Origin of the sequence: Vibrio albus (genome assembly GCF_003144035.1) — a bacterium.
Classification (GTDB): Bacteria; Pseudomonadota; Gammaproteobacteria; order Enterobacterales; family Vibrionaceae; genus Vibrio; species Vibrio albus.
The window spans coordinates 153,365-177,576 of sequence record NZ_QFWT01000010.1; the positions used below are offsets into that span (position 1 = coordinate 153,365).

Genomic DNA, 24,212 nt, shown 5'->3' on the forward strand with positions numbered 1-24,212 from the left:
ATAATAAGTCCATATAAAAGCGGAAAAAAATATGCTGGAGTTGATGGTCAATGACAGGCTTGTTATTGCAGAATCAGTACCGGTAGATACCACACTACTCGAGTACCTGCGTGAACATTTAGGCTTGACCGGTACGAAAGAGGGATGTGCCAGTGGTGACTGCGGAGCCTGTACGGTTGTTGTGGCGGAACTGGATCAAAGCCAACAGTTACGTTACCGGCATATTAACGCCTGTATTACCCTATTAAATACATTACATGGCAAATGGGTAATTACGGTGGAACACTTAAAACAGGGCGAGGCACTCCACCCGATCCAGCAAGCCGTTGTAGACCAACATGCCTCTCAGTGCGGATTTTGTACACCGGGAATGGTCATGTCCCTCTATGCTTTATCAAAACAATCTATCAAACCGGACAACCCATCCAACTACCTGACTGGTAACCTATGTCGCTGTACCGGCTATGGACCGTTAATCGAAGTCGCCAATCAGATCGTAAAATCGGAGCCAAAAGCGCTCTCCGCTGAAGAACATAAGGTCATCCATTGGATGCAAAACTGTACCGAACAGCAGACTCCGGGTTACCTCAAACCCACAAACCGGAAAGAGCTTCAAGCCGCTAAACGCCATAACCCCACAGCTCGCCTTCTTGCCGGCGGTACGGATTTGGTTCCGGAAATAACCCAGGAGTTTAAAGATATTCACCCCATTATCGATATTTCAGCAGTCGATGATTTACTTACAGTAGAAGAAACCCCAGATGGATGGCGAATAGGGGCGGCGGTTCCGCTTGCTGACGTCGAACCCCTAATGTGCCATTGTTTTCCCAGTACACGAGAATTAATGGATCGCATAGGTAGCCTTTCCATCCGCAATAAAGCGACGTTAGGAGGAAGCTTGGGCCACGCCTCTCCTATCGGGGATATTGCGCCGCTTTTAATCAGCCTGAATGGTCTGATTGAAATAGATGATGGGGAACTAAAACAGCTCCGTACTCCGGAAGATTACATTACCGGATACTGTCAAACTATATTACGTGCAAACCAGTGGGTAAGTGCGATTCACCTGCCCCGTCTCAGAGCAAATCAACACCATGTTATCTATAAAATAAGCAAACGCTATCATGATGATATTTCAACTATTGTTCTGGCAATCAACGTGACTCTCGGTAGTAACGATGTTGTAGAAAAATGCGTTATCGCTGCCGGTGGTGTGGCCACACAGTCCATCCGTCTATACCAGTTGGAGAACATCTTTAACGGTAACCCGTTTTCTCAGGCGCTGATTCATCAGGCTCAGGCTGAAGTTACCAATATCATTCAGCCAATTTCAGATGTCAGAGGCAGCGCCGCCTACCGTATCCAACTAGTCAAAAACCTGCTTCAACGTTTCTACATAGAATGTCACCCGGCAGAACCAAATCACGCTTTCGATAGTAAGGTTGGTGAATAATGCGGGAAATTACCTACCCTTCTCAAGTGACCCCCTCATCTCTTCATTCAGATGATGACAAAAGTCCGGGTTACGCTCGTCCCCATGAGAGTGCAGAAAAACATACGACCGGAGAAGCACACTATGTCGATGACCTGGCCACACCTCCGGGTTGTCTGCATGGTGCTATCATTCTTAGTGAGATAAGCAAAGGGGAAGTAAAAACCCTTGACCTTAGCGCTGTCGTTGCCGTTCCCGGGGTGGTCGCCGTTTACACCAATGAAGATATTCCCGGGCGTAAAGATATAGGAACCATTTATGAAGGCGACCCGCTATTGTGTGACGGAGAAGTTAAATTTCATCACCAGCCCATCGCTCTGGTAGTAGCCAATAGCCACCGGGTTGCATGGCAGGCAAGTCAGAAAGCACTTATTACCTATCAGGAAGAAAAGCCTGTTATCCACTTTGAGGATGCAAAAAAACAGTCCCCACTATTACCTTCGTCCCGGATAGGAACTCAGCTTACTGACGCCGACTTTACCCTCGGGGAAATACAACATTCCGGTACCTTTTCAACTGGCGGACAAGAACATTTTTATCTCGAGGGACAAGTGGCATTAGCAGAAAATACAGAGGATGGCGGTATCTTCTTATATTCTTCCAGTCAGAATCCAACAGAAGTCCAGTTGAAGACCGCCCAGGTGCTGAACATACCGTATAACCTTGTGGTAACGGATACCCGGCGTATCGGCGGCGGATTTGGCGGAAAAGAGACCCAGTCAACCCAGTGGGCATGCCTTGCTGCCCTTGGAGCGTTTCTTAGCCAGCACCCTGTAAAACTTCGACTTCCACGGATGGTGGATATCACCTCAACCGGGAAACGGCACCCTTTTATTAGTGACTACAGACTCTCAGCACACCCCAGCGGGGAAATCCAAAGTATCCGGATTAACCTGCATGCCTTGTGCGGTTGCTCACCCGATTTGTCTCCGGCCATCGTCTCCCGGGCTATGTTTCATTGTGATAATGCGTATTATCTCAACCGCTCTGAAGTCGTTGGTCATCACCTGAAAACTGATACGGTTTCCAACACCGCCTTTCGGGGGTTTGGTGGCCCTCAGGGGACACTGGTGATAGAAAAAATCATGCAGGATTTAGGTATTCATCTTGGCATGGATTCGCTGGATATTCGTCTGAACAACCTCTACAGAAAAGGAAAAAATCATACCCATTATGGTATGGAATTCAGCCAATACGACGATCTGCTTTCTCTGATTAAACGCCTTGAATCAGACTCGGACTATCGACAAAGACGCCGCGAGTGCCAACACTGGAACAAAAATAACGCAATCTTAAAAAAAGGACTGGCCTTAACCCCGGTTAAGTTTGGTATTTCCTTTACCACAAAGCATCTGAATCAGGCCGGAGCTCTGGTACACATTTATACTGACGGCAGTGTTATGGTCTCACAGGGTGGCGTGGAAATGGGTCAGGGGCTTTATACTAAAGTGCGTCAGGTCGTTGCCCGAACACTGGGGATTTCAACTGAGTTCGTCCGGGTAACATCAACCCGAACCGACAAAGTCCCAAACACGTCAGCGACTGCGGCATCATCCGGTTCAGATCTGAATGGCATGGCGGCCTATCAGGCAGCAAGTACCATTAAAAAGCGGTTGCTGGCCTTCGCTCGTGAGCAATATCCGATAACGAACTCCCGAAATAACAATGATCAGGCAACCCCATCCCCTGATTTGAGTGATGGAAAGCTGATATATGGCAATAACACCATCGACTGGCAAACCCTGATACAGGAAGCCTACCTCAACCGGGTCTCACTTTCAGCGACAGGGTTTTATAAGACGCCAAAGCTCAATTATGACGAGCGCCGCTCTCAGGGCCGGCCATTTCTCTACTTTGCTCTTGGCGCAGCCTGCTCCGAGGTCACCATTGATACTCTGACGGGGGAACTGTGTGTTGATCGGGTCGATATCCTGCATGATGCCGGAAACAGTTTAAATCCAGCGATAGACATTGGTCAGATAGAAGGTGCGTTTATTCAGGGATTAGGCTGGCTGACGTGTGAAGAAGTCATCTGGAACGAAAAAGACGGCGCACTGCTCAGTCAATCACCGATGAACTACAAAATCCCAACCATCGGTGATTACCCTAAGCAAATGAATATTTCCTTGTTTGACAAAATGAATCCGGAAAATACCATCTTTCACTCTAAAGGCGTTGGTGAACCCCCATTTCTACACGCTATCAGTGTTTGGTGTGCAATCTATGATGCCGTCGCATCCATCAGCGGGCATAAAGTTATCCCGACATTGAATGCTCCTGCAACGGGAGAACATATTCTGACCGCCTGTATTAACCAAAGACCGGAAATAGAAAGACATGATAACTAGCTCAGAAAATTTAACAGAAAATAATTGGAGTGCGGCCTGCTATTCTCTTGAACAACGGGGTGAAGCCTACTGCCTGGCGACCCTAATTTCCCGGTCAGGTTCAGCACCAGCCAATATTGGAGCAAAAATGGTGATCACTCAGACTCATCAGTCTGGCACATTAGGGGGCGGCAACCTGGAGCATCAGGTAACAACAATGGCCCGTAAAGCGCTGACAGAGGAAACGCCACACATTGATATTCATCCTTTCTCTTTATCCGGAAAGTCCGCACAACATTGCGGTGGCTCAGTGAAAATCATGTTTGAATACCGCAATGTTCACCTTCCCAAAGTCGTCATATTCGGTGCTGGTCACGTCTGTCAGGCACTTTGCTCTATTCTTAAAAATTTGCCATGTAATACAATGGTTGTTGATACCCGTCAACACTGGCTGGATCAGCTTCCGACTCAGCAAATTCAGACCTCTTTACAAAGCGATCCGGTAGCCCTACTCCCTTCCCTGCCAGACAAGGCATATATTCTTATCATGACCCAGAGCCATGACCTGGATTTTGAGGTTGTTCACCATGCGCTTGAACATCAAAGGTTTTCTTATGTAGGGATGATCGGTTCTCTTTCGAAGAAAAAAGTCGTAGAGCGGAAGCTAAAAGAACAGCTTTCAGATCCAAGGTTGTCAGAGAGGCTGACCTGTCCAATAGGGAAAGCTGATATTCCTGGGAAATTGCCCATGGAGATTGCCGTCTCTGTTGCTGCAGAATTGCTCCACCTTTTTTCTAAATCCAAAGAAAACTCATCCCATGTTTGAAGCGCATTTACCTCCTTCTTGTGCCTTTTACTAAAATTAAAATGCCGAAAATCAGTAAATACTAACAGATAATATAGATCTTTTAATTCTCTCTTTATATATCTCTTGTCTGGTTAATATCTACACTTAAATTTAGAGCTAACAACCTAAAATACACTAAAATTTCAATTTGACACCAGATATAAACATCTGATTACAAAATACTACTTTTACCTTACTTATTAGCACATTACACAATAAGTGATCTTGGTTCAGTTTTTGTTGTGTATGCTAAATGTAACGTCAAATCAACACTTGTTAGCATTAATTATATTATTAATACTATTTCATAATAACAATGATAATAAAATGACATAAAGATAAATAATATACAACGAGGCCAGGTCGACCATGTTTAAAGACTTAAAATTAGGTGTAAAAATCAGTGCGGGGTTTGCTTTAATTTTAGCATTACTTTCAATTGTTATAACAATCAGTATGTTAGCTCTTAATGACAGTGATAAAGGAGTTACTCTATATCGCTCTCTCAGCCAACATACCAATCTATTAGGAAAAGTTCAGGCGAATATGCTAATGGTTCGCATGAATATGAAAGATTATCTCATAACACAAGATAAAGAAGATCTAAAACTGTTTTCAAGCTATCTTTCCACCATGAAATCTGAACTACAGGATGTCAGAACAAAGGTCGAAAACAAAGAACAAAAATTACTATTATCAGATATCCACTCGTCTATTGAGGCCTATGATAACGCATTCCATTCTGTCATTAAATTAATAGACCAACAGAATAATATTCACGATAACCAACTGGTTCCTAGTGGTGGATTAATGTACAAAACCATTAATGATATTATTAGCTCAACCTATCAGTCTGACAGCAATGATATTATCTATCAGGCAACTTTTGTTCGGGAAAAAATGCTACACGGTCGTTTGTTTGTGGTTAAATTTTTACAGTCAAATAAAGAAAGTGACTTTAAAATAGCCCTTAACAATATCAATTCCGAGCTAGGAAAAGAAATAAAAGCCCTTAACGAAAAAATAAACGACAACGATCTGCAAGACTTACTCGACCAGTTTAAGCAAGCAAATAAACATTACATTCAGGGTATGCATGATTTTTACAATATAACAAAAGAAAGAAATCATATCGTTACCGACACCCTGGACGTCATCGGTCCAAAGATCGCCGAAGAGGTTGAGAGTGTTAAACTATCCATGATGAAAGAACAGAACGCTATTGGCTCCGAACTGAAATCAAAAACAAATAACAGCGTACATCTCACACTTGGGCTGTCCGTTATCGCCATTCTTATGGGTATCGGTGCTGCTTATCTTCTGACTATCTATATTACTAAACCCATTCATAAAGCGGTAGGGCTGGCCAATCAGCTAGCACAAGGTGACTTAACAATAAATGTGGGTACCACAAGTAAAGATGAAACTGGGTTATTACTAGGTGCAATTCAAAATACAGCTACCAATTTAAAGCAGATGGTTACGACTATCTCAAAAGCGAGTATTGAACTTGCTACCGCTTCTGAAGAGTTAGCAACAGTGACCGAGCAAACGTCTCAAGGTATTGCAAAGCAGGAACAAGAAACCGACATGGTCGCGACAGCCATGACGGAAATGACAACAACCGTTCACGATGTCGCTGGCAACGCTTCCAGTGCGGCCGATGCCGCTAATCAGGCCGATCAGAAAGCCCTGGCAGGGACAGAAACAGTTGACCTGGCTATTAGTCTAATTACCTCGTTGTCCGAAAATGTTAACCACTCATCTGAAAAACTCAATGAAGTGCAACGCGAAGTGATTAATATAGGCAGCATTCTGGACGTTATAAGAGACATCTCAGAACAAACGAATCTTTTAGCACTAAACGCAGCCATTGAAGCCGCCCGGGCGGGCGAACAAGGTCGCGGTTTTGCCGTTGTTGCCGATGAGGTCCGAAACCTGGCCGCAAGAACTCACAACTCAACATCCGAAATTCAAAATATAATTGAAGTACTGAACGTGAGTACCCAAAGCACTGTTGAAGTGATGGATCAGGGTAAAAATCAAGCTAACGAGTGCGTAGAGCAAGCCAGCAATGTCAGTGCGGCGCTTCAGGCTATCGCAGAATCAATTACTGTGATTAATGATATGAATATGCAGATTGCCAGTGCATCTGAACAGCAAAGTACCGTAGCAGAGGATATAAACCAGAACATTGTCAATGTAAAAAACATTGCGGAAGAAAATACTGTCGCATCGGATCAGACACGTAGTTCAAGCTATGAAATAGCACGCCTTGCCGATGACTTAAATCAACTCGTCGTTCAGTTCAGAGTATAGTCTCCACAAAGGTTAATATGATGACTGAATACCATACAGATATTTTCCCATGGCATGATAGTTTTAATATTGGCGTAACTGAAATAGATCAACAACACAGAAAATTAGTTGATCTTCTTAACCAGGCCGCCAACAGGCTCATTCTGCAACATTCAGATATTGAACCAAAAACATTAATTAATGAGTTACTCAATTATGCAGAATATCACTTTAAAACTGAAGATGATTACTGGAATGTCATGTTATCTGACTCCCCTCTGGTAAAAGAACATAAAAGTAGCCATGATGATTTTATTCAGTACATGAATGAAGTAAGAGCTAATATAGGTATTTGCCCTAATGACCAATTGTTCGAAGACCTGTTTTCTTTTCTTGTTCACTGGTTAGCCACACATCTTCTGGAAAAAGATAAACATATGGCTCTGCAAGTAGAAGCCGTTCGTAATAATTTGGTGCCTGAAGAAAGAGAGGCATGGGTTGATTCACAATTGCAGACGCGTTATCAATCCATTATCAGTGTTGTTCTTAGTGCTTATCGTCGACTTTCTTTAAGTACAGTTCATCTTATGCGTGAGATCAAAACCAGAAAAGAAAGTGAGAAAAAAATTGCCAATTTTACACAGTTAGAGTCGGAACTTCATTCAGCGATCAATGGACAGCATTTTGAGCTTTATTATCAACCTCAAGTCAATCAGTGTAATCAAGTTATTGGTGCCGAAGCCCTTATTCGCTGGGTACACCCAATAAATGGAATTATAGGTCCAAACCGTTTTATCCCTATTGCTGAAGAAACAGGGTTGATTGTACCAATTGGGAACTGGGTACTGGAAACGGCTTGCAAGCAATTAGTACAATGGCGAGAAAAAGAGCAGACCAAGCACTTATCACTCTCTGTTAATGTCAGTTATAAACAATTTTGTCAGTCAAGTTTTGTTGCTAATGTTCTGCATCTAATAGAAAAATATGATATCCAAAGTGGAAAGCTTAAAATTGAAATAACAGAAACGACACTTGTTGATGATATCGAGTTAGCGATTTCTCACATGGATAAGTTGAAATGTTTTGGTGTATCTTTTTCTCTTGACGATTTCGGAACGGGTTATTCATCTCTTAAGTACCTGAAACAGTTGCCTTTATGTCAGTTAAAAATCGACAAGTCATTTATTAGCGACCTAGAAACGGATAAAAATGACCAGTCAATAGTCAAAATGATAATAGGAATGGCCCATGCGTTAGGGTTAAATGTTATTGCTGAGGGCGTTGAAACACAGGAGCAGATAAGTTATCTGAAAAGTGAGGGCTGCTTATCCTACCAAGGTTATTTTTACAGCAAACCCACTCCCATTAAGGAATTTGAAAAGTATTTAGAAAACTAGCCAAACCAAGTACTATCGAATGAGAGTTAATACCGATACGACTAATTATGTGAGCCGATTAAGTATCATTGGTATCGTCATTAACCTTATTTGATAGTACTGGTTGTATTTTATACGTAATGAACGCTAACCATTATCAGCACCAGACCACTTAATGATAGCCCTAACATTCATTCCACAAAGAATAATGTTAGCAATGATCATTGCAATACTGCCCGTTAAATAACCAACGGCTACCCAGGCTGCATTAGCAAATGTCATTAAAACAAAGCCTATTTTATTCTTATTCCCTATCTCCCAAATCCCCCAGAAAGTCAGAGCAACCGCAAGCCAGTCAGTACCGTAATATTGAAAATAATCCATATTTCCTACTCCATATAAAGATCAGAAAATCAATCTGGCAACTGACTTACGAATCGCTCCCCACTCGGATGAGGTTTACAGATCAGAACCGGCTTTTCGCGTGCTGATACAACTCCTCATATTCCACCGCAGTATGGTGCCACGAAAAATCTATCTTCATGCCATTGGTCGCCATTTTCTCAATGGCCGCTTTGTCATGGTGATAAATAAGCCCCGCCCATCTCATGGTGCCGCGCAATGCGTCCGGATACAGGTCATAAAACTTAAACCCGGTCGCCTTATTGATGTTACTGGCCGAATAGTTGTTGACTGTATCTTCAAGGCCACCTGTTGAACGTACAATCGGTATCGTGCCATACCTCATACTGTACATCTGATTCAGACCACATGGTTCATATCTGGATGGCATTACAAAGAAATCAGCTCCGGCTTCCACCATATGTGCCAGCTTATTACTGTAACCGATATAGCAGCCAAACTTACCTGGATAAATTCGGGAATAATTTGATAACGCCTCTTCCTGCCACTGCTCACCCGAACCGACAACGACGAACTGAACATTATCTTCTTTCAGCATTTCATCAATGCATTCGATAAAAACATCGAGACCTTTCTGATCAGCCAGTCGCGATACCACGCCATAAACCGGAACATCAGCCTTGACGTCTAAACCAAACTCTTCCTGCAAGGCAGCTTTACATACAGCCTTGCCAGCAAGCTCAGTAAGAGAATAATTTTCGGGGATCAACTCGTCGGTTTCGGGGTTCCACTCATGGATATCAATACCATTAAGAATACCGCGCAACTTACCCTGTACCGCCCGGTGCTGCAGTGAATTTTGCAGACCAAAGCCATACTCGCGAGATAAAATTTCCTCCGCATACGTCGGACTCACCGTTGTCACTATATCCGCTGTCAGCACCCCTGCTTTCAGGAAGTTCATCTGATCATAAAACTCCAGACACTGGAAGTTGAAGTAATCCCAGCCCAGCCCTGTCCAGTACAGATTAGATTTATTAAACACACCCTGATAGCCGATATTGTGGATGGTCATAACAGACTTAGTATTGGCAAAGTTATCAAATGAATCATACAGATGACTTTTCAGATAGACATTACATAAAGCGGTATGCCAGTCGTTAGCATGTAACACATCGGCTTCAATGTCCAATGCCAGCACAGCCTGCATGATCGCGCGGCTCAGGAAGATAAAACGCTCTGCATTATCTGAATATTCACTTCCGCCCCAGTCATACAGCTTAGGACGATCAAAGTATCGATCACACTCAATAAAGTAAAATGAAAGGTTTTCGTTGATCTTGTGCTGCCTGATACGAGCCCATTGTTCATTCCCGTCCCCCAGTGGGACGCCAAGCAGATCGTACACTAGCTCTGTATCAGCACACTTTTCTCCCATCACCTGAGGATAATAGGGCATGAATACCGATACATTATGCCCATTTTCAGCCAGCGCGTAAGGTAAGGAGTAGGATACATCAGCAAGTCCACCTGTTTTAGCATATGGTGCTGCTTCACTCGTTGCCCAGACTATATTCATTATCTAATCCCTCAAATATTAATTATATGTATTATGTAAAGCGCTTCTACGGAAAATGCTCAACTGTTCTTAACGTTGGTTTTATATATTTATATAATATACAGGATATCACATGGTAATCAGTGACTTCAGATAGAAAAATTTTATATCGCCTGGCCTATTCGTCTTTATGGCTGATAGAAAACCGCTAGCCATATTGTTATTTCATTGCACGCCGTCTCTTTAACTTTATGTTTTTCATGTGGCGGAATGTTAAGATGATCCCCGGGATACAGGGTAATCACCCGCCCGCCCTCAAACTCGATACAGCCATGACCAGACAAGACTAACACCCATTCATTTTCATCTTGATCATACCAGCCGTTATCCGGAGAAGTATGCCCGTGGGATATAATGCGTTCTATTCTCATTTTTTCAGAAGAAAGAATATCTTCGAATATTTCTTCCGGTAAATTATCTGGAATATTTGAAAAAAGGTTCACCATCAGTTTCTCCAAGAGCCTATATTACTAAAGCGTATTTATCTCTCATTGCTCTGGTAATTTAACCAGCCAAACGATCGATGTAAAAACGTCATCGCACCGGTGTTAATCAAGTTTCCATGCGCCAAAATAATCCGCTCTGGTTTCCAGCCCAATATTTTAGCGTAATGCTTCCGGGCTTCTTTTTTGTGAAAAAGAAAACTCATACGCCAATCAATCGGCATTTTACCATTCGGAGCCAAAATACCGGTGCATCTGGCCAGTAAACGCTGAGTTGGGGTAAAGTCCGAGGGTGGAAAGTTCTCAATCAAATCCGTAACAATTAACGAACCTGACTGATTATGCATAAAAACACATTCCTCCATAAGTGGAGAACCGGTAAATAGAAGCTGCGTAACCTCAGGCTCCCATGGGTAATTGCCCTCTGTAAGTAACTCTCCGGCGAAATTCAGATCATTACGTTTTTTGATCACTTCTGCCGTACCGTAGCTTGCGGCATCCGGATAGTGCTCCTGCCATTCTTTTAAAAATAGGTGGTGCAGATGGTTTGGTGCAATCAAATATTTCACGGTGCCTAATGAGTGGATGTGGGACTTCAATTCTGAAGTCAGTTCAATCGGGCTATGTACCCATAATTCATTTTCTCTCAAACGAATCACTGTCATTCTGGTCGTAAAAGGGAGTGTCAAAAATGGCACTGCCTTTCCATCAAACACCCAGATATTTGCGCTAATTTCTACCATGATACTGCCACCTGAATTATTTAAGCTGATTTGATATACAACGTTTACAAGTTAGACAATATCACAATATGAAATCACGCACTTATTTCTATGTCGGTTTTTGGAATGCAGCAACAAGCCAGAACCCGGCCCGCCTTTCTGTCGACATCCCATAGTCCCGGAGCGTCAGGCTGATGAACCTCACCGGACTCAAGTTTAACCATACAGGCACCACAGATACCGGCACGACAACTGTTCATAATAGGCAGGCCGTTTTTCTCTGCCTGCTCTAACACTGTCTCCGTATTATTACCTTCGAATACATTGCTATTAATACTGACCGTCAGCGCACGGTTTTCCTGAGCCAGCTTTGATGGTTCTTTCTGTTCTGCTGTTACTTTCTTTGATGCCTTATCTTCGTACTTCACTTTCGGTTGTGTTTCCAAAACTTCTATCACATCGCCGGCACGGATCACCCCTTCGTTTTTGGCCACCATATTCTGGCCGAAGAAAGTGCCGCCCTGTTCGTTCGCCCGAAAAGTCAATAGGGTTTTAAGGGGCTCTTTAGACACCCGAAAAGTCCCCTTTTCCGTATCTACCGTTGTCAGAATGCAACGCTCACATGGCTTAACAATTTCAAATTCTACTTCGCCTATGCGTATGCGTTTCCAGCCGTCCTCAATAAATGGCTCATCACCAGAAACCACCAGGTTAGGACGAAACTGAGCCATCATATGGTTTTCGGAACTACGCCGGTTAAGCTCATCCAACGATGCCTCACTAATAACCAATAACGGATAGCCATCAGCAAAACTCACGTTATGCCCAATCTTTTCTCTTACGCGGTTAGACTGTTCTCCGCAAAACAGTAACTGTACGGGTTGTTCCAGAATCCCGCTAAACCATACGTTTGCTTCTTCCGTTGTGGTATAAGCCATAAAAGCGTCTTTCCACACGGTTGCATCGGCCTCTTTCATGTCGAAATCGGCGTAGTTAAGTTTCAGGGGCTGCTGATCTTCGTAACTTAGAACCATCCCCATGGCCGTCAGTGTCGCTGAAACTTTAACCATTTTGGGGTGCTTTCGCGCCGTCACCATACTTCCGTCATGAAGTGCCAGCATAAAGCGGCGATCAAAGACCAGTCCCTGCTTCTCCACCCAAGCAGAGGACAGGCTGATTCCTGCAATGGATTTAACCGGAAATAGATTAATTTGCGATAAGGTTACTGGCTGTTGTGCTGACATAGTTTCTCACTGTGCTTATCGAATATAAGTCGGAATGACCGCAATTGGCTACCGGATAGCCCTTACGACGGAAAGCTTACAAACTTCGTTCCTTATTGTCATGCTTTTCATCGTAAGTAACAGATAATGGATGAAATGAACCCTGATTTTTACTATCATCCTGTCGCCGCATGAAATCGTTTGCGGTACTCAGGAATTATTGAACATAAGGTGGGAACTTTAAATGACAACACTTACGATTACTCGCCCCGACGACTGGCACGTTCACTTACGCGATGGCGACGTACTTGCCGACACTGTCCGGGATATCAGCCGCTACAACGGCCGTGCGATCATCATGCCTAACACCATCCCACCTATTACTGATACCGCAATGGCTCTGGATTATTACCAGCGTATTATGGCCCAACAGCCAGCAGAAACGTTTCAGCCTTTGATGACGCTTTATCTTACTGATAACACAACACCAGAAGAAATCCACAAAGCGAAGGCTTCAGGAAAAGTCTTTGCGGCAAAACTGTATCCGGCTGGCGCAACGACAAACTCAGACTCCGGCGTGACTACTATCGAAAACATGTACCCTGTATTCGAAGCCATGGAAGAAGCCGGTATGCTGTTGCTTATTCATGGTGAAGTGACAACACACGACATTGATATTTTTGACCGGGAAAAGGTATTTCTGGAAACGGTACTGGCACCTATTGTTAAAGCATTCCCGAAACTGAAAATTGTATCTGAGCATATTACCACTGCTGATGCCGTTGAATTTGTGAAAAACGCCGGCGACAACGTTGCTGCGACTATCACGGCTCACCACCTGCTGTTTAACCGTAACCATATGCTGGTTGGCGGAATTAAACCTCACTTCTATTGCCTGCCAATCTTGAAGCGTAATATCCACCAGCAAGCACTGATCGAAGCCGCCACCAGCGGGAATAAAAAATTCTTCCTGGGTACAGACTCAGCCCCGCATGCCAAAGGACGTAAAGAGTCCAGCTGTGGCTGTGCGGGTTCTTACACCGCTCATGCTTCTCTTGAATTGTATGCAGAAGCTTTCGAAGCAGCAGGAAAGCTGGAAAACCTTGAAGCATTTGCTTCTTTCAACGGTGCAGACTTCTACGGCCTGCCTCGAAATAGTGACACGGTCACGCTAGTTAAAGAAGAATGGTCGGTGCCTGAGTCAATGCCATTTGGATCTGACACCGTTGTTCCTATCCGTGGTGGCGAAACCATTAGCTGGAAGGTTAAATAAGCCTCAAACCCTGAATAAAGATAAGCCTGGCTGTTTTAGAATAGCCAGGCTTTATTATTTCTGAAGCTTTTTGTTTCTACTGTACTCTTTATTTCTACTGCACTTTTTATTTCTACTGCACTCTGTTTTTATACTGCTCTGGTGTCTCACCTGCATATTTTTTGAACATAGCGATAAACGGGCTTGCCTGCTTGTATCTCAGGGTTAACGCCACTTCCTTTACCGACATCCCCTTTTTCAGCAGTGTCATTGAGTGCAGATATCTTGCACGGATCCGCCATTCTGTAAAACTCATCCCCAGCTCATTATGACAATGCCGGGCCAGCGTTCTTTCCGTTGTATGAACCCTGCTTGCCCATTCGCTTAACGGAGTATCATCCGTAGGATCCTCTTCCAGTGCTAACAAAATCGGAAGCAAGGTTTTATGACTGGTCGTCGGCAGAAAATGTTGCTGTTCCTGACTGATAGCCAGTTGATCCAGAAGCACATTGGCCAGCCGTTGATCGGGAATAGACTCTGCCACGGTAACTGAGCGTTGACGAAAATCATCAATGATTGCGGACACAATGGGCGTAACACTGACAAGACAAGTATAAGGAGGCAGAGACTGCGCTTTATCCGCGTTGATATTGATAGAGCAATAATTCAGGGGCTTGCGGTTATAACTATAATGCTGAATCCCGGCAGGAACCCAAATAGCCAGATGAGGTGGAGCAATAAAGCGCATTCCCTCAGCGTTCAGCTCTAAAGTCCCCCCGTTGATTACCTGTAATTGTCCCCAGGGGTGCGAATGCAAACGGGTTTCCGTATTCGACTGGAAAGCGTCAAAATTCATAAACACATCAGAAGGCGCGTTTTCAATTTCAAGCGATGGATGAATAGTTTTGGACTTTTTCAAGATATTGGCTTGTACTTTCAGGTTGTTGACTTCTACTAGGTCAGCGGTAGGTAAGATTCTAGCAAATTGACCGTAAAATTCCGATAACTCGATATCACCTTCTAATTGACTCAACTATAATTATTGATAACACAATCAATAAGGAAGTTCGATTATGCGCTCTTCAATAGTATTTCCAAGCTTAAGTATACTGGCACTTGCTCTTAGTGGCTGTGGCGGTGGCGATTCAGATAGCAGCAGCGCCATGGTATCCTTCTCCGTCGCCGATGCTCCGGTTGATGATGTAAAAGCCGTATGGGTAACACTTGAATCCGTTACACTGACTGATACCAGTGATGACACAAACTCGCACACTCTGGTCATTAACAACAGCGACGGCGATCCGGAGCCCTTGCTCATCAACCTGAAAGACTATCAGGACGGGGCTAAAAAGCTGATTATCAGTGATGCTGAAGTCGCATTGGGGGATTATAACCTGACCTTAAACACCTATGGCTGTCCGCAAAGTGCAAATGGTACAGGCTCAACCAACGACTGCTGGGTAGTGGAAAATGACGACACTATCTATCCCCTGAAAACCCCGAGTAATAAGTTAAAACTGGGTTCTTTTAGTGTCAGTCAGGAAGGTACACAGGCTTATACCATCGACTTTAACTTGCGCTCTGCGCTGGTCAACAATGGTGGTGGTGATAACTACAACCTGAAGCCTCACGGCATTACCATTGTCGATAATTTTACTCTGGGCAAAATTTCAGCAACGGTAACAGATACTCTGTTTAACCTTGCAGATGATACCTGTACCGCAGGGACTGGCAATGCGCTTTACCTGTATCAGGGCTGGCACAGTACTTCAGGTATTCTGGATGTGACTTTAGGTGATGAATTTGATCCGGACGTCGATACCGATATCGCTGAAGACGTTCTGATGCCTTACGCATCAAAACTGGTCACTACAGCATCTGAATCCACTCCGGAAGGTGACGTTCCGGTAGAATATGTATTCGCCAATCTTCCTGAAGGAAATTATACCTTAGCGTTCAGTTGTAGTGATGCGGGCTACGCTCAAAACGGCGATCCCAGCAACGGTGACAGTGCTGAATACTATGATCAGATTACCATCGCTAATCCGACCGAGCAGTGGGTAGAGCTCAGCGTCAGTTATGATCAGACCGCTGCCCATGCCTTTGATGTTTCGGCACTTTAAATAGTAAATAAAAAGGCAGGAAAGGGTAATACTGATATATTACTTTTTCCTGCCTTTCAGCATCCTATTCACTATACGTGAAAGGATATCGATTTTACTTAAAGAAAGCCTTAACTTTTGAGAAAAAAGACTTCTTCTTTGGCTGTGCTTTGCCGTACATCATTTCATGCAGCATCTCATTCGCAACAACCTGACTTACATAAACAGCACCAAGTTCAAAACTCATAGCACACCTCACCTTTTGTAATAAATTTTCTTTATGAGGTAATTGTACGACAAAAAATCACAAAAACAAGATATATATCACACTTTTTATGTAATAAACTTTCTTGTTAGTGTTGCATATCGATATAAGAAGCGGCTGCCTCAACGACGGTTAGTCACTGAATCGCGAGAAACCAAACGCCCCGAAATCAACGGCTGCTCGCGAACCGGTCTCCCTTCCAGACAAGCATCTAATTGTTCCATGGCCACATCGACTAATTGCTGAGACGGATAGCTGATACAGCTTAAAGACGGAGAAAGCTGGCTGGCCAGCGGAGAATCTTCCAGAGACATAATGGACACTTCCTGAGGCGTCGCCAGATTAAAGTCCCGGAATAAACGCATCGCAACGGCAGCCTGACTGTCGCGCATCACAATCAGTGCGGTAAAAGGATGGTAACTGTTCAACAGGGTCATAATCGCCTGCTCACTGTTATTATTTGCCCGGACAATAAGCTGACGGTTTACCGGTATCGATGAGTTTTGCAGTGCAGTCTTATACCCTTCAAGTACCTGATGAGAAGCGTAGCTGTCGTCATCCACGACGACAGCAATACTGGTATGCCCTTTACTGGTCAGAAAACGGCAAGCACTTTCACAGGCAAAATTAAAATCATAACCAATGCTTCTGTGATCATCATTTGCCCGACTGTCTATTGCAATCACTTTCTCATCTGCGGATTCAGGTAGGTCACCACCAATGGCAATGATCACGTCACAGTAGCGTTGTTTAAGCTCATCAATCAGTCGATCATATTCATCTTTATTGTCAGCAAAATGCACCAGCATATGCTTACCCTTTTCTTTTAGGGATTTAGCCAAAAGAGGAAGATACGTCGATACCTGACCGGCATCTGTAGAAGAAAGGATCACACCAATATAATCTGAACTTTGGTTTGCCAATGCCTGCGCGGCGACATTTGGCCGATAGTTCAGCTCTTCTGCTGCACGAAGCACCGCATCACGGCTTGCAGATTTCACCCCCCGGCTACCGCTGAATACGCGGGAAACTGTTGCCTTGGAAACATTGGCCAGTTTGGATACATCAGTAATGGTTGCCATGAAAAATCACCGGAAGTTATTTGCTATTAAGTCGGTACAGAAACCTTATCCATAAGGGAAAACGGTTCCCGTTTGTTTCATTATTTTACCTTTTCCTGATTGATGCACAAGAATGAATTAACCCGCATCTGTTATTCCATTAGCTCATATCATTAATTCGGCAAAACACATCAGTTCTGCAAAACAAAAGAAGCAGCAGCCAAAATAAGGCTGGGGCTGCTGCTAAGATAGTCAGGAGTGACTATTCCGGTTAGGCTGTAACGCGCTTATGCAGCTCAATCAGTTCCGACACCAATTCCTTCGCCAGCATGGATGTCATCAGGTGATCCTGAGCATGAACCATGACCAGCGTCATTTTGGTTTTTCCGGTTCCCTCATCAGCTTCGATCAGTTTCGTCTGGACCAAATGTGCCTGATTGGCAAATTCCTGAGCTTCCTGCATCAGGCCTTCCGCCTCAATAAACTCTCCGTTTTTAGCATGACGCAGCGCCTCGTAGCACAAGCTACGGGACTGTCCCGCATTGATGATAATACCCATCACCTGCTCTTCTAAATCCATCTCCATTACTCTCTCCCGATAAAAACTATAAAAAATCAATCAAAAACGCTATAACTCAATTAAAACCATTATTTCTGGACACTTCTGCATACCACTCGCCACTTTTCTTTACAGTACGAGCCTGGGTGGTCAGGTTTAAGCGGTAGAACCCGTAACGGTTCTTATAGGCGTTAGACCAGGACCAGTTGTCAATAAATGTCCACAAGTGGTAACCAAAACAGTTCGAGCCTTCCTGGATACCTTTATGCAGCCACTTCAGGTGCTCTTTAATAAAATCGATTCGATAGTCATCCTGAATCTGACCATCTTTGACAAACTTTTCCTCCCCCTCGACACCCATGCCATTTTCTGAAATGTAACAAGGCAGGTTTCCGTAATTTTCCCGCAGATTAGTCAGAATATCGTAAACCCCCTTCTCATAGATTTCCCAGCCACGGTGCGGATTCATCTTACGACCCGGCATTTCGTAGTAATCGAAGAACCATTCAGGCATAAATAGCGCGTCAGGATGAACCGCATTTTCACGGGCTTTCACTCTGCGAGGCTGATAGTAGTTAATACCCAACATATCGACCTTACCAGATGCAATCAGCTCACAATCTCCGTCTTCAAACTGAGGTAACTGCTCATACTGCTTAAGTAACTCCATCAGTTCCTGCGGATATTCCCCTTTCACAGCCGGGTCTAGGAAACTGCGGTTAAACATCAGATCACAGATATTGGCCGCCTTGAGATCCGCCTCATTCTCAGAACGCGGATACGATGGCGTCAGGTTCAGAATAATGCCGATCTGCCCATCCTGTTCCATTGCTTTGTATCGACTAACCGCCTTGGCATGAGCCAGAATGGTATGAAAAGCCACTGTCGCAGCGCGACGGAAATCCACCACATTCGGATAGTGGAAATCGTAAAGATAGCCACCTTCAACAGGCACAACTGGCTCGTTAAAGGTAAACCAGTATTTCACACGGTCACCGAACAACTTAAAACAGGTCTCAGCGTAATCAGCATAAGCTTCAAGCACTTCTCTGCTTTCAAATCCCCCCATATTTTGCATCGCCATCGGCATATCAAAATGGAAAAGACAGATAAAAGGCTCTACCCCCTGCACGATCAGCTCGTTGATCATCTTATTATAGAAATCAACAGCTTCAGGGTTCACTTCTCCTGTACCATCCGGAATAAGACGAGACCAGGATATAGAGGTTCGAAAACTGTTATGTCCAATATCCTTCATTAACTGAATGTCAGACTTGTAGTTCGCATAAAAGGTCGACGCCTCTGTCGCAGGAACACTATGATGAAAGCGATTTGGTTCAGTTTTAAACCAGTGGTCCCAGATGTTTTCGCCTTTACCACCTTCAAACGCGGCACCTTCGCTCTGTGTCGCAGAGGAAGCACTCCCCCAGTAAAAATTGTCAGGAAATTGATATTGCATACTATTTATCTCAACTTAAAAATCTATATCTCAAATTAAAAATCGGTATCTCAGATTAAACGTTTTGTCTCAGATTAGAGGGCAGGCAAAACCTGCCCTGTGTTGATATCAATAAATTACGCAGTGACCGGCTTCGCGTCACCAGCCTGCTGCTCCTGCTCAGCTTCCTGTTCAAGAATTTGCTTCTCATACGCTTTCAGGAAGGGCAGATACATAAGTGCCGCAGTCGCCATACAGATAAGGCTCATAATGACAGGACTGAATGCCCAGTTAGCCGCCCAGGATGCCCCGATAGGTCCCGGTGTTGTCCATGGTGTCAGTGATACCACTCGCTCAACCAGACCAAGATCCGTAGCAAACCATGCCAGAACGGCGTTGATCATTGGTACCAGAATAAACGGCAGGAAGAAGACCGGGTTCATGATGATCGGCGCACCGAACAGAATCGGTTCGTTAATGTTAAAGATAGCTGGTACACTCCCCATCTTACCAATGGTACGCAGGTGAACAGCTTTACTGCGCATCAGCAAGATAGCCAGTGGTAACGTTGAACCCACGCCACCAATCAGCAGATAGTGATCCCAGAAACCCTGCATAAAGATATGAGGAATAACTTCGCCAGATGCAAACGCAGCCTGGTTTTCAGACAGGTTTGCCATCCAGAATGGGTTCATGATCCCAGTAACAATCAACGCACCGTGAATACCGGCAAACCAAAGTACCTGACAAACCAGCACAGCTAAAAGCACCGCAGGTAATGAGTCAGAAGCCGCGACCAATGGCTGAATCAGCGCCATAATAGCCTGAGGAATAATCATACCAGTGGTACTTTCGATGAACAGGTTTAAAGGGTGCAGTGTCAGGATAATGGCCAGTACCGGAATTAAAATTTCAAATGAACGCGCTACGCCACTTGGCACTTCGGGTGGAAGCTTGATAGTGACATTATTACGCTTCAGGTAAGCATAAACTTCTGTCGAATAAATAGCGGTAATAATGGCAGTGAAAATTCCCTGACCAGAGAAATACTGCATGGAAAGCTGACCGTCTTTTAAAGGTGCCGCAACCAGCAAGAATGCCATCAAAGATAGCAAACCCGTTGTTACCGGATCCAAATCGTGGTGACGGGCTAGGCTCGACGCAATACCAACCGATATAAATATCGTCATGATACCCATACTCAGGTTAAATGGCAGCATTAGCTGTTCACGGTACATTTCTGAAAGGTCTAACCATCCTCTGGCAAATCCCCAGCTGGTATCCGGAGAAAAAGGAGGGAAAATAAACACCAGCATAAATGAACCGACAATCATAAACGGCAGTGCCGCAATAAAACCATCACGAATAGAAGTAATGTATTTTTGCTGTCCCAGCTTGCCCGCTATCGGGGTTACCTTATTTTCGATAACCCCAACCATACGGTCGTATAGAGTACTCATAATTCTGTTTCCCGTTGATTAAAAAATATTATAAAAGTTATAAGTCGGCGCTCACCGGCATTAACCCCGGCTATGCCTTTGAAAAAGTAAAAATCAGCCAATAAGCTCTAGAGCAAAATCCAGCACCTTGTCACCTTTTTGCATGCCGTAATCCATCATGTCGATAGGCTCAACCTTGATACCAAACTGATCAGCGACCTTCTGCAAATCGCCCTGCATGTATTTAACCTGAGGGCCAAGCAGCACCACTTCATAGTGAGATACCTGATTATTAAACTCAGCAGCACCGAAAGCTTTTATATCCGCTTCGATACCTCTTGCGTCTGCACATGCCTGCATCTTTTTCACTAAAAGAGAGGTAGACATACCAGCAGAACAACACAGCATTATTTTTTTCATTTGCGATCCTCCAACTTTGAATGCCCTTTCAATATGCACGAACATGAAACAAATGGAAACCGGTTTCCGTTATGTTTCCATGTAGATGTGAATATGATCACTCTAGAAGCCAACAGAGGCGAATAAATTGTGATGCACAGCAAATAATTTTATGGATGAGTGGAAACTATTCAGATGAATCCACTTTTATCGTGGGTCAAAGCAGGAGCAGCAGAATACATAACTATAAGTAACGCCTATAAAAACGTGTGCTATGCAGCATATTTGGAGCACCGGTTTCCGTATGGCGTCTGCTTTCGTTATCCTCTTCAGGTCTGTCCGATCAGAGATCTATTATGAACCACTCACTCATGACTATGTTTGCCGCTGGTGTCGAGAGATACATGAGCCCCTTTGCAAAGTTGCTTATGAAAAACTCTCACCTTGCCGCGCTCAGAGATGGGTTCCAGTTAGCCATGCCTTTTATTTTTGTTGGCTGCATTTTTGTTCCATTGATTTTTCCACCCTTTTCCGATCCCAGTTCTGAAATTTCGGTGATCTGGAATAATCTTGCTATTCAATTGCGTCCCGTACTTCTTCCCACGTACCAACTGACCATGGGGGTTATCGGCCTGATCGTGTCATTTGGAATCGCTTCTAGCCTGGCAAAACAATATCGGTTACCGGAAAGGCTATCCGGACTGACTGGTTGCATGACTTTTCTTATATTGGTCGGTTTCTATGGTGAGGGGCCAAAAGATACCTATTATCTGGGGGGCGCAGGCTTATTTACCGCGCTGATTGCGAGTATCTATTCTGTTGAGATGATAAACCTGTTTATTCGCAGAGGCTGGTATATCAAGATGCCTGAAGATGTGCCGATTCTGACTTTTCAGAGCTTCAAGCTTATGCTTCCTATCATGGCCATCATGCTGACCGTCTCAATATTTAATCTCTATCTCGACACCAGTTACGGCATACACTTTCCACAATTAGTGCAAGAGCTGTTTCAACCGCTGGTGCTGGCATCCGATAGTCTGATCGCTATCCTCGTCGCCATTTTAGTCTGCCAGTTACTCTGGTTTATGGGAATTCACGGGGCTTTGATTGTTACCGGGATCATGAACCCATTCTGGATGCCAAATGTCATTGCGAATCAGGCCGCAATGGAGGCCGGACAAGCTGTATTGCCACATATTTTCCTACGCGGGTTCTGGGATTTTTACCTGCTGATCGGTGGGGTTGGCTCTACCCTTCCATTGGTCTACCTGGCAATAAAAAGTCGCTCTAACCAGCTTAAATCCGTTGGCAAAGTAGGCGTTATCCCCTCAATATTTAATATTAATGAGCCCATCTTGTTCGGATTCCCAATCATTATGAATCCCCTGTTTCTGATACCGTTTGTTCTTGTGCCTATGATTAACGCCACTATTGCCTGGTATTTAACCTCTGCACAGTTATTAGATAGGGTCGTTACTTTGGTTCCATGGTCAGTTCCAGCTCCGATTGGCGCTGCCTGGGCCTCGAATGGCAGCATTATGAATGCACTTATGGTATTACTGGCTATGGTTAACTCTTATTTTATATATCTTCCTTTTTTTAAAGCCCATGAAAAAATTTTGCTAGAGCAGGAAAAAGAGCGAGGAAAAATGAAATTTAATCGCAACACTTAAATTCATTTAATTTATTAAATAGTATAAATAACACGGTGAGCTGAGCGCTAGCTCATAAAAGAGGTTCACTGACGATCATAATATAGTCACATGTTCACAGACAGGACACTAACATGATCGTTACCAATGCATCTGAAGAGATAAAACAAAAGCCACAAGCCAATCAGGAACAGGCTGCGGAATACAGCGAAGGATTTTGCTCAGAAGTAAACTGCATTAACAAACCAACTCACCGGGTTTTAGTAAGGCAAAATACCACACAAGGTGAAGCTATGTTTGTTGTCCCTTTGTGTAAAGAACACTACGAAAGTTTCCAGGGTCAAATTGAACTTGATGACCACGCAGAAATCATTCCAGCAGAAATAAATTGATTTAAGGGATTTTGTTGGAATTTTCAGGCAATGGAGTATTTCCATTGCCTTTTTTTATACATCTACTTTTGGAAATCAGATTATTTCCTGAACAAATGATAAAACATCGCTGTTATTTTTATGCTTACTATTGAAGAACATAGATTTCACATCTTCAATATCCATTTGATCGGCATAATAAGCAGCAATATGCACCTTATCACCACGCTGAAGAAAGTTTTCCTCGCCCCAGTCAGTATAAATTGGCGCACCGGTATACAGAACTAATTCTTCTGGAAAATTGTTTTCAACTAGTGTGGGAAGAATTTCTTCATACATACCATGACGCGTCTGGTTATTAATACTGTCTACAACCCAGTTAATCAGATCTGAGCAAAAAACTTTCGTGTCGGTACAATCAACGAGAGGCGTTGAGCGGTAAAATAAACCATCTCTTTCGATATAGGAAATCAGTTTTAGGTTCGATCCATAATTATCGGGTATAAATGGTTTCATATCCCACCAAAGGTGATTAATACCTTTCGACTTTTCGCCCCATGCCTTACGCTCCGATATTTTGTCTGAGCCTTCAAGTTGTCGAATCGTAAAATCATTGCCGATAGTCATCTGTACCGGTTCCAGATCCGATACTTTTTCATCCTCATATTTCACCTTAAAGCGGATCACATATTCAGGCTCAATGTCGACTTTCGAACCTTCCTGAGGATATTTTGCTTTATCACCGGTGGTCAACGTCTCTTCATGCTCCCGATGAATAACAAAAATACCATTGGGCACATCATGTTCTGCCACATTCTCTGCACCACTTAAGTGGCCGTTAAAGTTACCAATAATTCCTATACAAATGCTGTTTGCCATACCTTACTTTACCTTAAAAAAAAGTCCCCGCACAAATGCAGGGAAAATGAGAGTATTGATTAAGTTATTAATTAATAATAAAAATA

Annotated in this window: 22 protein-coding genes; 9 read left to right on the top strand and 13 right to left on the bottom strand. The window is 43.8% G+C overall.

All coding sequences use genetic code 11. The features are described 5' to 3' along the window. The first annotated feature begins 31 nt into the window (after positions 1-31). The 5 genes from xdhA to DI392_RS16680 all read left to right on the top strand — a co-directional run bounded on the left by xdhA (position 32) and on the right by DI392_RS16680 (position 8,361). Positions 32-1,453, top strand: coding sequence for a xanthine dehydrogenase small subunit (xdhA, locus tag DI392_RS16660; RefSeq protein WP_109320823.1), 1,422 nt, complete (start codon positions 32-34; stop codon positions 1,451-1,453). Further along, positions 1,453-3,840 carry a xanthine dehydrogenase molybdopterin binding subunit gene (gene xdhB / locus DI392_RS16665; protein ID WP_109320824.1) on the top strand — a complete coding sequence of 796 codons (2,388 nt, stop codon included), beginning with the start codon at positions 1,453-1,455 and terminating at the stop codon, positions 3,838-3,840. Before xdhA ends, xdhB begins: the two co-directional genes overlap by 1 nt. Continuing rightward, the gene (xdhC, locus tag DI392_RS16670; RefSeq protein ID WP_109320825.1) at positions 3,830-4,645 is read left to right on the top strand and encodes a xanthine dehydrogenase accessory protein XdhC; all 816 of its coding nucleotides are present in this window, start codon (positions 3,830-3,832) and stop codon (positions 4,643-4,645) included. The genes xdhB and xdhC overlap by 11 nt, the downstream gene beginning before the upstream one ends. A 390-nt stretch (positions 4,646-5,035) precedes the next feature. Next, positions 5,036-6,985 (top strand): HAMP domain-containing methyl-accepting chemotaxis protein, encoded by a 1,950-nt coding sequence (locus tag DI392_RS16675; protein ID WP_109320826.1) that lies wholly within the window; start codon positions 5,036-5,038, stop codon positions 6,983-6,985. A gap of 20 nt (positions 6,986-7,005) precedes the next feature. After that, complete coding sequence (locus DI392_RS16680) at positions 7,006-8,361, top strand: EAL domain-containing protein (RefSeq protein WP_245884114.1); 1,356 nt, start codon at positions 7,006-7,008, stop codon at positions 8,359-8,361. A 126-nt stretch (positions 8,362-8,487) separates the two neighbouring features. Here the strand turns inward: DI392_RS16680 and DI392_RS16685 are convergent, their stop codons facing one another. The 5 genes from DI392_RS16685 to DI392_RS16705 form a co-directional block, all read right to left on the bottom strand. Then, positions 8,488-8,724: a PnuC protein gene (locus tag DI392_RS16685; protein WP_109320828.1), complete on the bottom strand. Its 237-nt coding sequence runs from the start codon at positions 8,722-8,724 to the stop codon at positions 8,488-8,490. Positions 8,725-8,806: 82 nt separating this feature from the next. Further along, positions 8,807-10,282, bottom strand: coding sequence for a glycogen synthase GlgA (gene glgA, locus DI392_RS16690; RefSeq protein WP_109320829.1), 1,476 nt, complete (start codon positions 10,280-10,282; stop codon positions 8,807-8,809). A 167-nt stretch (positions 10,283-10,449) separates the two neighbouring features. After that, positions 10,450-10,767 carry a cupin domain-containing protein gene (locus tag DI392_RS16695; protein WP_109320830.1) on the bottom strand — a complete coding sequence of 106 codons (318 nt, stop codon included), beginning with the start codon at positions 10,765-10,767 and terminating at the stop codon, positions 10,450-10,452. A 35-nt stretch (positions 10,768-10,802) separates the two neighbouring features. Beyond that, a complete protein-coding gene (locus tag DI392_RS16700; protein WP_109320831.1) occupies positions 10,803-11,507 on the bottom strand; it encodes a DUF4336 domain-containing protein in 705 nt (234 codons plus the stop codon). Between the two features lie 74 nt (positions 11,508-11,581). Continuing rightward, positions 11,582-12,730 (bottom strand): YcbX family protein, encoded by a 1,149-nt coding sequence (locus DI392_RS16705; RefSeq protein WP_109320832.1) that lies wholly within the window; start codon positions 12,728-12,730, stop codon positions 11,582-11,584. 223 nt (positions 12,731-12,953) lie between these two features. Between DI392_RS16705 and pyrC the strand changes: the two genes are divergently transcribed. After that, positions 12,954-13,982, top strand: coding sequence for a dihydroorotase (gene pyrC / locus DI392_RS16710; RefSeq protein ID WP_109320833.1), 1,029 nt, complete (start codon positions 12,954-12,956; stop codon positions 13,980-13,982). A gap of 112 nt (positions 13,983-14,094) precedes the next feature. Here the strand turns inward: pyrC and DI392_RS16715 are convergent, their stop codons facing one another. Next, on the bottom strand, positions 14,095-14,883 hold the full coding sequence (locus DI392_RS16715; RefSeq protein ID WP_109320881.1) for an AraC family transcriptional regulator: 789 nt from the start codon (positions 14,881-14,883) through the stop codon (positions 14,095-14,097). Between the two features lie 151 nt (positions 14,884-15,034). Here DI392_RS16715 and DI392_RS16720 point away from each other — a divergent pair, with 151 nt between their 5' ends. Next, positions 15,035-16,084 (top strand): DUF4382 domain-containing protein, encoded by a 1,050-nt coding sequence (locus DI392_RS16720; protein WP_109320834.1) that lies wholly within the window; start codon positions 15,035-15,037, stop codon positions 16,082-16,084. A gap of 94 nt (positions 16,085-16,178) precedes the next feature. On the opposite strand, the gene DI392_RS19955 is transcribed toward DI392_RS16720, so the two are convergent. The 6 genes from DI392_RS19955 to DI392_RS16745 all read right to left on the bottom strand — a co-directional run bounded on the left by DI392_RS19955 (position 16,179) and on the right by DI392_RS16745 (position 21,245). Further along, positions 16,179-16,310, bottom strand: coding sequence for a hypothetical protein (locus DI392_RS19955; RefSeq protein ID WP_281259837.1), 132 nt, complete (start codon positions 16,308-16,310; stop codon positions 16,179-16,181). 140 nt (positions 16,311-16,450) lie between these two features. Beyond that, on the bottom strand, positions 16,451-17,410 hold the full coding sequence (locus DI392_RS16725; protein WP_109320835.1) for a LacI family DNA-binding transcriptional regulator: 960 nt from the start codon (positions 17,408-17,410) through the stop codon (positions 16,451-16,453). 250 nt (positions 17,411-17,660) lie between these two features. Next, on the bottom strand, positions 17,661-17,969 hold the full coding sequence (chbA, locus tag DI392_RS16730; protein WP_109320882.1) for a PTS N,N'-diacetylchitobiose transporter subunit IIA: 309 nt from the start codon (positions 17,967-17,969) through the stop codon (positions 17,661-17,663). Positions 17,970-18,024: 55 nt separating this feature from the next. After that, positions 18,025-19,407 (bottom strand): glycoside hydrolase family 1 protein, encoded by a 1,383-nt coding sequence (locus DI392_RS16735; RefSeq protein WP_109320836.1) that lies wholly within the window; start codon positions 19,405-19,407, stop codon positions 18,025-18,027. 116 nt (positions 19,408-19,523) lie between these two features. Beyond that, positions 19,524-20,846 (bottom strand): PTS sugar transporter subunit IIC, encoded by a 1,323-nt coding sequence (locus tag DI392_RS16740; protein WP_109320837.1) that lies wholly within the window; start codon positions 20,844-20,846, stop codon positions 19,524-19,526. A 93-nt stretch (positions 20,847-20,939) separates the two neighbouring features. Beyond that, entirely contained in the window at positions 20,940-21,245 is a 306-nt protein-coding gene (locus tag DI392_RS16745; protein WP_109320838.1) for a PTS sugar transporter subunit IIB, read from the bottom strand. Positions 21,246-21,580: 335 nt separating this feature from the next. Between DI392_RS16745 and DI392_RS16750 the strand changes: the two genes are divergently transcribed. Next, entirely contained in the window at positions 21,581-22,897 is a 1,317-nt protein-coding gene (locus DI392_RS16750; protein ID WP_109320839.1) for a PTS sugar transporter subunit IIC, read from the top strand. A gap of 113 nt (positions 22,898-23,010) precedes the next feature. Beyond that, on the top strand, positions 23,011-23,268 hold the full coding sequence (locus DI392_RS16755) for a hypothetical protein (RefSeq protein WP_109320840.1): 258 nt from the start codon (positions 23,011-23,013) through the stop codon (positions 23,266-23,268). 75 nt (positions 23,269-23,343) lie between these two features. Here DI392_RS16755 and DI392_RS16760 read toward each other — a convergent pair whose 3' ends face one another. Continuing rightward, complete coding sequence (locus tag DI392_RS16760) at positions 23,344-24,126, bottom strand: DUF5718 family protein (RefSeq protein ID WP_109320841.1); 783 nt, start codon at positions 24,124-24,126, stop codon at positions 23,344-23,346. Positions 24,127-24,212: the final 86 nt, after the last annotated feature.